We start from the raw sequence: 13,650 nt of genomic DNA, 5'->3' as shown, positions 1-13,650 counted from the left end.
TATAGGTACGAGGTACAAGCCCGCACCAGCGGAGGCAGTTGGCAGCTTTGTAAAGCTAAATCAATACAGACCCCACAGTGTGCGCAAGTTCCAGCGGGTGTCTGACCTTTGATTAGCAAGGCAAGTATAAATTCCGCATTTGCTGCCAGAGAACTTTCCTGTAAACTGATGTCCGCTTCATAAGCGTTACTGCTACCTGCCAACAAGATCCTTACAGGACGGCAAGAAAATGGAGAATGTACCAGCCCTGCTGCAAAAGAGGACTTTTGCCGCTGTTACTTCACCGGCTATGCCTTATGTGGATCATACAGTGCCTGACCTGCTGGGCAAATTTTATACCCAACAGATACTTTTCTATTGAGCCCGGAATGCTGATCATCCTCCATAAACGGGCAGCTGCCACATCCCCGGTAAACCTGAAGCAACCGGATGAGCCCGGCTGAATTATGCGCGGGCAATTTATCAAATCCTTAACCTTTGCCGTAGTAGGATTATAACCTAAGAAAGCAACATACAATGCACACAACAGTATTGATAACGGGCGCCACGGGCACAGTAGGGCGGGAGGTAGTCATACAACTCTCGATGCTGGAAGGCGATATACGCGTACGCGCGGGGGTACACTCTCTGATAAAAGGCGAAAACCTGAAACGCCTGCCGGGGGTCGAAATTGTAGAGATGGATTTTGAAAGCCAGGCGTCGCTGCATGCCGCCTTCACGCATGCCGACAAATTGTTTCTGATCACGCCTTCCACAAAATACCAGGTAGACATGTCCCGGACGCTGGTAGACGAGGCAAAGAAAAAAGGCGTAAAGCATATTGTAAAGCTGTCGGGCATAGGCGCAGACGAGGAGCATGGCATAGAAATGGCCCGCTGGCATACAGCGATTGAACAGTATATTGTGGCAAGCGGCATTCCATATACGTTTTTACGTTCCGCTGCCTTTATGCAGAATTTCGCCAACTACGATGCGGAAAGTATAAAAAACGAAGGCAAGCTGTACCAGCCCCTGGGAGAAGGCAGGGTGGCTTATATTGACGTAAGAGACATTGCTGCCGTAGGAGTGGAGGTGCTGACAGGAAGCGGCCACGAAGGCAAGGCCTATGAACTGACAGGCCCCGAGGCATTGTCTAACTATGATGTTGCCCATATACTGAGCGAGGTAACAGGCAAGCAGGTGGCGTATGTGGATGTGCCCGAAGAGGCTGCGCGTCAGGCCATGCTGCAACAGCAGCAACCCGCATGGATGGCAGACGCACTACTGGAACTGAACAGGATGTACAAAGCAGGAGGCAGCAGCAAAGTAACCGATACAGTGCGGCAAATTACAGGACGGGCGCCACGTTCTTTCAGGCAGTTTGCAGAAGATTACCGGGAGTGCTTTGTATAGCAGCCGCCCCGCACACCACTTTGTATGAGGCTGTTTTGATATGCCGGATAATTTCACCAGCGGCGTAATCATCTCCCGGCCTCCGCAAAGCCTTCCTGTCGGGGAAAGTTGCTTATCCCGGAATAGCCCCGAAATGCTTCGGGACAGGCTAAACGTGCTTTTCCGGATTACAAATCCTTGTTGTGCGAAACCTGCAAAGTTATGTCACTGCAAATGGTAGAATTGTTTAACAAAGGCAGAGGTTGTCCCCTTAAGGGCAGGGCTGTTTCATTCTGTTTTTCTGGCGCAAGTTTTCAAACTTGTGTCTTAAGATGATGTCGGGTTTGTAACCCGACTGGGGCAGAGGCCCAGCTACAGGTGCTGCCAGGGAAGAAACTGGCCTATGCACCAATCCTTTATTTTAGAGTGAAACGGCCCTACCCACTGGTGGTGACCATAAGGGTGTTAAATCGTGCAGGCTTACGATGCTTTCAACCCATTTTTACTAACTGGTGCACTTGTAGAAACCCTCTATGAGCGATACTCGCAACTCTGAAGCTCTCGCTTTAGAGTTGTCCTCAAAGGGATAATTCCCGTGTTTCGGACCATAATGCATTACAAATCCTCATAGCAGCTATTTCAGGATTGCAAATCCGGAAGAGCAGGTAAGCTCTTTGCTTACCTGCTCTTCCGTGAGGCTGCACCGGCGTAGTATATACCCCTCCTTAGACAAGGAGGGGGTAGGAGTGGTTGGATGTGGCTGCCCCGCGAGGTGAGCAGATGCTGTTTGGCGGCAGGCACCCTCCGGGCAGAGCCCCGGAACAAGTGCGGGTGTACCCTTACAGGATGGCAGAACCTGAAAGACGGCGTATTATTCATTTCAGAAAACGGGCGTAAGCGGCCTGCCAAAGGATGCATCTAAAAAGCTGTAGCTAAAGTATAAAATTTAGTATCTTTCCGGGGCGTGGCAGCCGGTTGTATATTTGCCTGCAGGCTGTGGGATAACAGCGCCGGCCCCTGTGCTTTTACCGGCTGGCGCAGGCTGCACAAGTATAAACCGTTGGTGAAAACGCCACACCCGGACGCGGACTATAGCTGCTTCTTACATAAAACCTGAACAACCAGGATGCTGAAATTATACATCACACTTTTCCTGTTCCTCTTTTGCCTCAGCGGGTACGCCCAGACAGGCAACCTGCATTATGGGATAGAAGCCCAGGCTGGAGTTGCCTCCGCTGATCGGGTGACCTTCTGGCTTAGATCCAACCGCCACGGCAGTGTGCCCTCGCCGGGCGCCTCACTCAGCCTTATCGGACGGGCACACCGGGATTACGACAGCACCAGAACGCACCTGGTGGACTGGGGCGCCGGCTTCGGGGGAAGGGCAAATGCAGGAAAGGAATCTGATCTGCTGCTGATTGAAGCCTACGGGAAAGTGCGCGCCGGCATATTTGAACTGAAGGCGGGCCGCACAAAGGATATCATGGGCCTGGTAGACACAACCCTCTCCTCCGGCGCCTTCGCCATTTCCGGCAATGCGCTGGGTATCCCGAAGGTACAGCTGGCTATACCCGAATTTTACCCGCTGCCCTTCTGGGGTGGCCTTTTTGCTTTTAAGGGAAACCTTGCCCATGGCTGGCTGGGCGAAGTTCCGATAGGGTTAACAAGAAGCAGAATAAAGGAGGCTACAACGTATTTTCATCAGAAATCACTGTACGGGCGCTTTGGCAAACCTGACTGGAAGTTAAAGCTGTACGCCGGGTTCAGCCACCAGGTATTCTGGGGCAATGAAGATGAAATTTATCCGGAAGGTGCATTTAAGTTGTCTCCGTGGAAGGAGTATCAATACGTGGTGATGGGCAGAAGGTACGGGGGTGGAGGAGTGGAAGTTTCCAAGATAGGGAACCAGCTGGGATCTATTGACTTAGGCCTTACGTACGATTTTAGTAAGGTAAAGCTGTTTGCTTACCGGCAAAATTTCTACGATGTGGGAGCCCTGTATTACCTGGCCAATATACTGGATGGCTTAAATGGCCTGAGCCTGGAAAACAAGCAGCATACTGATAAAAAGGTGCAGTGGCAGAAACTGGTATTCGAGGTGCTGTATACCAAAAACCAGGCAGGCGAGTCCTGGTCCAGGATTGTGCCATCCGGCGATGAAGATTATTATAACAATTATATGTATTCGCAAGGCTGGTCTTACAGGGGCCTGGGCCTTGGATCACCCTTCATCAGCCCGCGAGCATCCACCCGGGAAGGCCTGGCATCTGCCCCCGGCGATTTCTTTATCAACAACCGGCTGCTAGCCTTTCACCTGGCCATGCAGGGGAGGGTACAGGCCTGGACCTGCACCGCAAAAGTATCTTATTCCAGGAATTATGGCACCTACGGCACCAGCGTTGTAGGCCATTCTTTGGGAGGTACAAGATTTCCTCCCCAATACGGCATTTTCGAAGAAGTGGGGCAGTTATCCACGTATATCGAAGGCAATAAGGCTTTGCCCCATGGCTTACATGTAGGCTTTATGGCAGCGGTTGATCGTGGCGGCCTGCTTGATAATACAGGCGGGCTTATCGTAAAGTTTGGCAAATCCTGGTAACAGGGTACACAATCAACTTACTTGTTGAGATTTCTTCATGCTTTGCCGGGAGCTTTAACTGCTGAGCGGCGAACTGGCTTTCCGGCTCGCCGGCCAGCGCATACTTCTCTTCCTTATGGGGGTAGGGGCCTCGGGTTGGAGGGTTCCCAATATGCACGGGGATGTTCCTCTAGATTCTTTTGTACTCCCCTCCTTTTTTCAAGGAGGGGTGCCGAAGGCGGGGTGGTTCATCTCTTTTCGAAGCCCCCAACCTCATTCACTGAATGCTCAAACAGTGGCACGTCATGAAGTGCACCTGACAGAGTTCCTTACTTTGTAGGAACAAATTTGCTTTTAAGATTTAAATTGACTGTGTAAGAGACAGGCGGGAAGCGCCTGGCGTGAATTTTATCCGGCGCGTATTCCTGTACCGGATTCCGGCGCATTCCTGGTAGCAGAAAACAATTCCTACTCCGGCCTATACAGTGGTTTATACTTTTACATCATTCGTGAAGCCGCCTAAACCTGTTTACCAGCACAAGTATTGATATGTATAACGAGGCTTTATTTCCTTACCTCGGTTAGTTTAAGCTACGTCCTGAATTTTACAATGCAGGATGAAACAACCAGGCCTGCCAGTACAGCTGATATCGACGTGATAAGAAGTTCAAAGTACTGTACATAGCTTACGTCGGCTATTACCCTGAACATAACAACGCATAAGGCAACAAGCACCACTGACAGCCAGTAGTGCCATACATGCACCGGCTGCCTTTCTTCCACCCTGCCAGGTGGTAACTTCAGGATAACGTACAGTATCAACAGGAACCCCAGCGCGGAACTCAGGCGATCTACCAGCACGTATAACGAAACATGAATATTCCAGGGAGAAACAGTTTCAGATAAAACCGGCAGCAACCGGACAAACTTGCCCTCCCGGTGTGTAAAGCTGTCCCAGGTGAGGTGCGATAGGGCACCGGCGATAATAGAAAGAATTACCACCATAAAATGTTCCCTGAAAAAGCGTTGCCAGTTAAACTTCCTGAACCGGGCCAGGCGCTTCCTCAGAAACACCGGCAGGTTATCGATCAGGGGATCACGAACAATGCCGTGAAAGACGAAAGCAAGCAGGAGGCCCAGCGGCAAATTAAACCAAAACACACCGGCCCAGGTGTGGCTATAGGTATTGCCGGGCTCCATCTTAATGAACTTTTCAAAATCCGGCACCAGGCTACCCGCCACAAGGCCGGTTAAGGACACCCAACCTTTTGGAAGGAACCTGAGCGGTAGCACAAGGGCCGGGTGTGAAAAAGTAAAGGGCATGTTGTATCGTATTCAGTGGTTCTGGCGACTCCTATACCATATTTCCCTCGTTCGGGTTCAAGACAGGAAGCTTTACCAGCCCATCATCAGTGAAGTAACACAGGCATCAGAATTTTTATTAGCCTACACCTGAAATGCAGCATTTTATACGTCGAAGCTATTTCATACTTCGTTTCTGCTTTTTCAAACATCCCCGTCCCGCCACTATCGGCCGGAAATGTTTCTAATAGCCCGGAACAGCATTGCTATCTGGTGCGGGTAAATGTTTGTTCAGCTTTTGCTTTTAAAAGCATATAAGCAAACACAGGCCCGTAATAGAGGTACCGTTTCCACATGCGTTTGGGTTCTTTTACCAGGCGGCCGAGCCACTCCAGGCCTAAGTTTATCCAGCGTTCATTCGGGCGTTCTACCATGCCGGCATAAAAGTCGAAGACAGCACCAATCGAGCAGATCAGCTTTGCATCCAGGTGTTCCCTGTGCGCATATGCCCACTTTTCCTGTTTGGGGGCGGTCATTCCGATAAACAGGACATCAGGTTCAAAGGAATTTACTGCGGATATCATCTGCGCATTGTCTTCATCAGAAAACACTGCTTTATAAGGAGGAGAAAAGGTCGCCACTTTCACAGCCGGGAAATCCACAGCAAGGCGCTCCTTTATTTTGTTAAGTGTTGTTTCAGACGAACCCAGGTAAAAGCACTTACCACCACTTATATCCAGTTGCTTTAGTAAGTATAGATGCAAATCTGCTCCGGCAATTTTTGAAATCTTTTTCCCCTCCATCAGTTGTGAGGCCGCCACAATACCAACGCCGTCCGGGAGCAGAACATCAGACGCCAGCAAGGACTTTTTGAAGTCAGCATCCTGCTCCGCTATGCAATACGAATACTGGTTGATGGTATTAACAAGCGCCTTTTTGAGAGTAGGCAGGAGGTCCAGGCTGCCTGTAAACACAGGATAACCCATGCAGTTTGTGGAGGGTACCGGCTTGTTCATAAAAGTTTAATCTTAAAGTACGACGCCTGTCTAATGGATAAGTATATTTGCATCATGTAAGCGGAAGGATAATTTTAAAGATAATTATAATCAACTGGTGGTGCTAAAGTAGCCCTTTAAGCACTTATTTAATACAACCTAAATGAAGTAAAGTAGATAAGATTAAATGGAATGAGGGCGCTAAACCCTTTTATGTGCGATAGCTTTCTTTAAAATGCCTTTCATATTGTTTTCAAATTTCTTAAGGGTAAATAGTTCTTCATAACGTTTTCTCCCGGACACACCCATGCAGGCACGAAGTTCTGGCTGTTTTATAAGTAACTCAAGCTTATCAGCCAAAGCTTCTGCATTTTGCTGCGGAATAAGGAAACCTGTTTTCCCATCGACAACAATATCCGGAATTCCTCCTTCCGGCGTAGATACTACAGGTAAACTGTGTTCCATAGCTTCTAACAGAACAAGCGGGAAGCATTCATTGTAAGTAGGGAGAACAAAGACGCTAGATTGATGAAAGAAGGCCAGTTTCTCTTCGTTATACTTTTTTCCGTGGGCAAAAACGTAATTCTGTAAACTATAATCTTGTATAATCTCTGAAAACCTACTTTCAGTAATTTCCGACCATGACCCTATAAAATGACATCCGAAATGTAAATTTCTTTCTTTTAACAATTGGCAGGTTTTTAACAGCACGAGTACTCCTTTTTCAACCATCATGTTTGATAGAAACAACAGTTTACAAGGTTGCTGTTCGTCTGTTATTATTGTTTCAGAAATCGTAAAGATTTCCTTCGTTTCCGGAATACCATTGGCACAAAAATAAACATCCTCTTTTTTTACATAATCTGCAATGTCATGGTACAGGTGAGGCGATAGTAGAATGCTTTGGGTATTCTGAAAGGCGAAGCGATATAGAAAGGCGTTTATTTTATTCTTACTACTATCTTCTACTCCCTTGTTATGGAAGTGGTAGATAATGTTTTTCCGAAAGAGCTTTAAAACAGCTACTACAGCTAAATCTTTATAAAAGCCAGCTCCCTTGGCTGTTAAAGTCATATAGCACAAATCATATTCGCTGCTTAAAAGAGCTTTTACAATTCTTGCCTGTATTTTTAAGATAGTGAAGTATTTGCCTATACTGCTCTTACCAATTTTATCCAGGCTAAAGGATGTAGTTAGATTAACATAATCAGTATCAAAAGTATTGTTTATAATTTTACTATCCTGTATATATTGCCCAACCATAGCAGCTCCATGAATAGGAGGCGGGAGGTGTAAAATGAAAAGAATTTTATGTTTCACTAGATCTTCCCTATCTCACTAACTACTAATTTAACCGCGGACTGCTTCATTTTCTGAACTAAGCTTAAATTGAGTATTATAAATCCTTAGAGATATTTAATTATATATTTTTTAAAAGACCTATTCTGCATAGATAGGTCTTTACTTTATTTATACCTCTAGTTTTAAGAGAATAAAATTCTTGAGACATCTTTCTGATGTCTGCATCAATGATGGCATCTTTGGGTAAGTGAAAGCTCAATTTCGTGCCTTGATCAAGTGGTGTATGCATATGATTAAAAGTATTAGTAGTGTTGGTCGCTTCAGCCCCAAAGCCTATATTATATATTTTCGACACAATTGGGTAAACAGTATAAGCTTTGGTCTTATATTGATGGTAACAAAACCGAATAGACCAGGAATTTATTTTACCTTCCATTTGACGTTTTAGCATTCCTGTAAGATCACTTCCGCCATAGTTAAAACTATCTTTATTACTTCTACTAGCAATAAAATCACTGTAATCCTTCACCTCCCAATCAACACCTTCCCAGCGATCTTTCCATGTTGCCCAGCCATTTGAGCAGTTCCTTGAGAAAAAGTAGGCATCATAATTATAATTACTTCTATATTTTAGAGGTGGGGAATAGCCAGAAATGGACCCAACAGCCTTATTTCTCTTATAGAAGTCTAAACATTGATTCATGTACAAGAGAAAGTTAGAGGAGGTAACATGATCATCTTCAAGTACAATAATAGAATCATAAGAATTTAAAATATTGGTTACTCCGTCTATTATAGATCTTGCTAAGCCCTTATTTTCTTCAGATTTATATATTGTTACAGATTTGAATCCATCAATGGTAGTGAGATACTCTCTTACATGTGTAATTGAACTAATATCTATTAATCCTTTTGCTCCATCAGAAAAAACAAACAAATCACTTTGATTCGCTAATTCACACTTTTTCAAGGCATTTATAGTTTCACATAGCGTATCGACACGCTTATAAGCAAAAACAGCAATTGGGCTTAATTCGATCTGCATTGGAAGTATAATAAAAAGTAAGTCTTATCTAAAAAATTAAGTCTTTTGTTAAAAGCTCTATGATAGCTATGCATAAAGTATTGTAAATAATGTTTTAAATATATTTTTGGAATACTTAAACCAACCATTATCATTTCAGCAAACTCATCATTTCTCGAACCGATTATAAAGGAACGTTCCTTGAATGGATCGTAGAGTTGTTCTATTTCAAAAGTTTTTTCAGTAGGTAAATTATATATAATTAGAGAGTTATCGTTTTACTCTACATTCCCCAAAAAGACAGGATTCGTCTAGATCCTTCTGATATATGAATTTGCACCACTTCCTTTAAATTTGTTTTTATAATATAAATAGCTTAGTATGTGGGCTTCTTCATTAAACTTTAGCAATCCTCTATTATTCCTTTCCATAATTATAGACCCTAGCTCAAGAAAATCCTTAAAGATTCTTTTTACATTACTAACATTACATAACAAGAAATAGCCGGCATGATAATCTAGTAACTGAATATCCTTTTAATGCAATACATCTTCATAGATAGCCTTTATTTACTCTTGTAAGTCCGTTTGCTATATGCTCTGGAATATAATCAACAAAATAAGACATGAGAACCCGTTGTTAGATTATGCTTCATTGAAAATAGCACTAGCAGGCTCAATAAAAATGCGATCGTAGTCTAAAATCAAAAACTGGGATTCATCACTATAATGATGGTTAATATATTCTAAAATGGAAAATTCATAAAACTGATTACGTCATGCTCCATGCTAATTAGTAGGAGCCTTATATTTAAAACTATATGAATAATCTCTATATCTAATTTAACTAGGATGCCTTTAATATTATCACCATCGACAATTTATTAATAAGAGTGAACAGCAAATACTTTTCACTCTTATTGGAATACTTACTAGTAATGAAAAACATTCCTATACAACGCCAATAGATATTTTGATGTTCTTAGGAAGAGAAAAAGCTCTCCTGTCTGAGGATACTTACTTTCTTCCCCTTTCTTATCAGCACAAGGCTATATACAGATATAATTCATTTGAACTAAATTTTAAATTTGACGCTTTTACTACATTTTCGAGTTTAAGTAAACTTTACTGCATATTGAATCTTATTTCTAACAGTACTTACAATATTTATTTTAACATCCAAACGAAGTATATAAATGAGGGTTTGGAATTGAGTTACAAAGATTGATATGGATTTTTATACTAAAATATAATGCGTTAATCAGAGGAATTATTTCCAGTATATTCTTCTATTTTGTATCCAAAGAAATAACCTATTTTACCAAACTGATTTGATATCTTATAAATAAAGACAAGAAAATAATCATTAAAGCTTACAATAGTTCGAAGAAATAGGTAGAATGACAAAAATAGTCCTCCAATTAAGCTCTTAAAAATATTTAGTATACCGTTAAAAGAGCCTTTCTTTTTTAAAACGTCATGGTTGTATAGCCAGCCACTTCGATATCCTCTCTTAAGATACCATCTAATATTTAATCTTCTTTCATCCTGTGTTTCATAAATTACTCCTTCCGCACAAAAAACGATTTTAAATCCTTTCTCAAGAGCATAATTGAAAAAGTCTGAATCTTCACCACCTAATTTATTAAACTCAACAGCAAAAGGCTTAACTCTACTATTTACAACAGCTCTTTTGATTAATGTATTACCACAGTACCCTTGATTCTCTTTAGCTAAAATGCCACTTCTAATCTCCTTTCTTTTGAACAGTTGGCTTTTTACAATGTAGTTTGGAAAGTAGTCTGGAACTTTATAAACAACCTTTCCTAATACAACATCAGCATTATATAAATTTAAACATGAAACCATATTATCTAGCCAATCAGATTTTGCATATTCATCATCATCAATAAAAAGAATTAGATTGTAATTACATTTTCTTACTGCAAGATTCCTCGAATTAGATAAACCTTGACGTGGTTCATTGAAATATAGGATGTTAATGCCTTCGTTAAAAAAATTATTAACAACCTCCTTTGCACTTTGAGCTACATCGTTATCGACAACTATTATTTCAAAACTATGAATAGTATTTTGATTGATTATGCTTTCAATACATTTTGATAATAATATTGGCCTTTTATATGTACAAATAGCTATTGAAATACGATTTTCCATTTTATATAGTACAGCTGCAAATTCATATGTTTGGGTTTATTAATACGATAGACTTAGTTTTTACTTTCTTTGAATTAAGAACTATTATAGATATAAGAAGGAAGATACAATTTAAAAAGTGTTTTGGCTGAAGAAAGCTAGCTTCTACAAGATTATTAAAAATGAAAAAAATTAAAAAGAAATTAAAAAATATAATATCCTTATACTGCCAGTAAATTAAAGGTAACTTATTTACAATAAAAACTAGAAAAGAAACAAAGAGTATAACTCCAAGTAAACCATATTCAACACATAATTCAACTAGTCCGTTATGTGCTTGACCAATCTCTGTAAATAATGAATTTTCTACTTGACTTGATGGAGCTCTTTCTTTCCCCCAAAACCCACCAATTCCATAACCAGTAATAACTTTGTTATCATTCTTTATTTTATCAAAAACATCTCTCCAAATTTGAGTACGACCGGTTAATGTCAAATCACGATTAAAATCGGAAAGTATTGATTTTGTAATAAAGCCATTTAACTGGAATGATAATCGGGTAGAATTAGAAAAAAAGAAAGCTGTAAAAAGTGCGAGTGAAATTAAAATTAAAGTTTTTAATACTTTTTTTCTTATGGAGTAAAGGAAGTAAGTTAGCAGTACCAGAAAAATAGAAATAAATGTTGTGAAACTCTGGCTAATAATAATGAAGCATATAGCAGACGTAAGATAGAAAAAGAATATAGATTTATTATTAAAAAGTTTTGCTCCTTTTTTCTTGGATAATTTATCCGCAAAAAGGGTTAATATTGCTAATGCACAAAATTGCCCCAAATTATTAGGTTGAGAAAAGAAACTTTGATATCTTCCTAATAGGACTTGGGAGAATCCATTCTGGAAGAATAGAACCAGATAGACAATCATCAATAGAATTATAACTTTTACAATCTTTAATAACACATCAGATATACTTAATGTATGTTTATTGAGTAGAATAACTAAACTAAATGCCTTAGAAAAAGCACCTATTGATAAAATAATAGAGCTCAATGATTGATTTATCATTGGAGAAGGAACAAAAACTAAAGAAAAAATTATTAAGCCTAACATTAAAAGCAATTGTTTTGAGCCTTTTAATAGCTTAACTGAATAGCTCTTATTATTTAGTAGAACTATAAAAGACATAAATATAAAAGCTATATTTATGGTTGTTGTTAACCATCCCAGATTAGTTTCTTCAATACTAGAATATTTATACCCCATGAATTTTAATATAATATCTGGGCCGGTTATTATATTAATTAACTGTAAGTACACAAGAATAACTACTGTTAATTTATACTTAGACGTTTTTTTATTCTTAATTAATGTAAAACTTCTATAAGTTGTTAATTCCTCCATATTAAGACTTCTCTACTTTGCCCACAAGCCTCCATCATTTTGAGATAATATTTTATTACTCTGAATCCATAGAATGATATTCATAATTAATAGCATGATTATGTTTGAAATTACTACTCCGTTTATACCAACTTCCTTTGCAAGGATACAACTAAGAGGAATGTTTAAAAAACATACTATTATATAGAGGTATAACTGTATTTTTATTTTGCCAACCCCATTTAAAAAATAACTGTTAAGATTCAAACAAATATACCCTATTACATAAAGGGCTAACCACATAGATAAACTTTTAGAGATTTGTATGGAATTTCCAATCCAGAACTTAAATATTAAATCCGAACAAACTAATAAGGTTGGTACTACTAAAACTGATATCAAAAGCCATATCCTTCTAATCCTTTTCATATTAGCTTTCATCCAACTATAATCTTTTTTAGCATTAGCATCAGTAAATGCACTCCAATAAGGAGTCATAATTATAGAAAAGAGCATCATTATAACAGAAAACAATTTAAAAGATACATTGAATTCCGTAACAGAAGAAGGGCCTATGAACTTTGAAATGATAATATTATCTGTTTGAAGTAATATAATAGATCCTATCTGAATAATGAAGAAGGAGGTCCCTACGCTGAATATATTTTTTGCATAACTAAAATCAAATAACGAGAATTTTGGTGCAATAAACTTTAATTTCGTATTATAGAAAATTGCACTGGCTATTATTAGGGTAATTATTGGCACTAATGTTAAAGTCAATACCAGAACAGTCAGACTACCAGGTATAGTTTTGGTTAATACAAAAACTGTAGCCAAAGCACCTAGCTGCCCTAAGAAAGTTATAAGATTAGACTTAGCTGGATTATGAATTGAAGTAAGTACAATATTGATTAATTGTACAACAAACTGAATACAGAAAGAGCAGAAAACAATGAAAATAGCAAGTGAAATATTATCCTTAACTGACCCAGGAATATTTAGAAACCCGCGCCAATTAATATAAGGATTTATAAAACAGAATATAACCAGCAAAACAAAAGAAATAAAGCCCAAAACAACATAAGTAGAACTCACATACTTTTGGGCCTCATCATATTTTTTGAGGGCTATAGCCGCAGCCACTTGATTCCTTAACCCATTTCCCATTCCGATGTCAAAGAAGCTCATCCAGCTAACAATTGAACTTATAGTTATCCAAATGCCGTACTGTATCGGGTTGATATAATTTATTGTCATAGGTACTAAAATCAGCCCTACTAATATACTTCCCCCCTTCAAACCAAATGACCATATTATATTTCTTAGAATTTTCGCAGAACGCTCATTCTTTTGAAGAAGGAATTCATTGACTTTAGTGTTAATGAGATATAACATTGTTTCTTATTTATGCCACTATACTTTAGCTCTTGCAGCCGCTCACTGGCTATTTTAAAGGCACTGACTTTGATTTAATTAATTGAAGCAATAGCTGTTTTTTTAAGTAGTGTCGAATGTTAGGAACGATATTACTAACTTTA

The 13,650-nt window shown here is 39.8% G+C and carries 10 protein-coding genes; 3 read left to right on the top strand and 7 right to left on the bottom strand.

Going from position 1 to position 13,650, the window contains the following annotated elements; translation table 11 throughout:
* Positions 1-229 precede the first annotated feature (229 nt).
* The 3 genes from I2I11_RS21425 (at position 230) to I2I11_RS08175 (ending at position 3,970) form a co-directional block, all read left to right on the top strand.
* A complete protein-coding gene (locus I2I11_RS21425) occupies positions 230-361 on the top strand; it encodes a hypothetical protein (RefSeq protein ID WP_255531357.1) in 132 nt (43 codons plus the stop codon).
* 155 nt (positions 362-516) lie between these two features.
* On the top strand, positions 517-1,392 hold the full coding sequence (locus tag I2I11_RS08180) for an SDR family oxidoreductase (protein WP_196267209.1): 876 nt from the start codon (positions 517-519) through the stop codon (positions 1,390-1,392).
* A gap of 1,105 nt (positions 1,393-2,497) precedes the next feature.
* Positions 2,498-3,970: a capsule assembly Wzi family protein gene (locus I2I11_RS08175; protein WP_196267208.1), complete on the top strand. Its 1,473-nt coding sequence runs from the start codon at positions 2,498-2,500 to the stop codon at positions 3,968-3,970.
* A gap of 570 nt (positions 3,971-4,540) precedes the next feature.
* Here the strand turns inward: I2I11_RS08175 and I2I11_RS08170 are convergent.
* The 7 genes from I2I11_RS08170 to I2I11_RS08140 form a co-directional block, all read right to left on the bottom strand.
* On the bottom strand, positions 4,541-5,272 hold the full coding sequence (locus I2I11_RS08170; RefSeq protein WP_196267207.1) for a DUF4184 family protein: 732 nt from the start codon (positions 5,270-5,272) through the stop codon (positions 4,541-4,543).
* Positions 5,273-5,517: 245 nt separating this feature from the next.
* A complete protein-coding gene (locus tag I2I11_RS08165; protein ID WP_230679978.1) occupies positions 5,518-6,267 on the bottom strand; it encodes a WecB/TagA/CpsF family glycosyltransferase in 750 nt (249 codons plus the stop codon).
* 180 nt (positions 6,268-6,447) lie between these two features.
* Positions 6,448-7,566, bottom strand: coding sequence for a glycosyltransferase (locus tag I2I11_RS21420; protein ID WP_370582946.1), 1,119 nt, complete (start codon positions 7,564-7,566; stop codon positions 6,448-6,450).
* A gap of 100 nt (positions 7,567-7,666) precedes the next feature.
* Positions 7,667-8,593: a sugar transferase gene (locus I2I11_RS08155; protein ID WP_196267206.1), complete on the bottom strand. Its 927-nt coding sequence runs from the start codon at positions 8,591-8,593 to the stop codon at positions 7,667-7,669.
* 1,235 nt (positions 8,594-9,828) lie between these two features.
* Positions 9,829-10,749, bottom strand: coding sequence for a glycosyltransferase family 2 protein (locus tag I2I11_RS08150; protein ID WP_196267205.1), 921 nt, complete (start codon positions 10,747-10,749; stop codon positions 9,829-9,831).
* A 22-nt stretch (positions 10,750-10,771) separates the two neighbouring features.
* Entirely contained in the window at positions 10,772-12,130 is a 1,359-nt protein-coding gene (locus I2I11_RS08145) for an O-antigen ligase family protein (RefSeq protein ID WP_196267204.1), read from the bottom strand.
* Between the two features lie 12 nt (positions 12,131-12,142).
* Positions 12,143-13,507 carry a lipopolysaccharide biosynthesis protein gene (locus tag I2I11_RS08140; protein WP_196267203.1) on the bottom strand — a complete coding sequence of 455 codons (1,365 nt, stop codon included), beginning with the start codon at positions 13,505-13,507 and terminating at the stop codon, positions 12,143-12,145.
* Between the last annotated feature and the right edge of the window lie 143 nt (positions 13,508-13,650).

The organism is Pontibacter rufus (assembly GCF_015694705.1).
GTDB classification, from domain to species: domain Bacteria; phylum Bacteroidota; class Bacteroidia; order Cytophagales; family Hymenobacteraceae; genus Pontibacter; species Pontibacter rufus.
The sequence above is the reverse complement of the archived record's forward strand: the minus strand, read 5'-3'. Positions and strand labels throughout refer to the sequence as shown.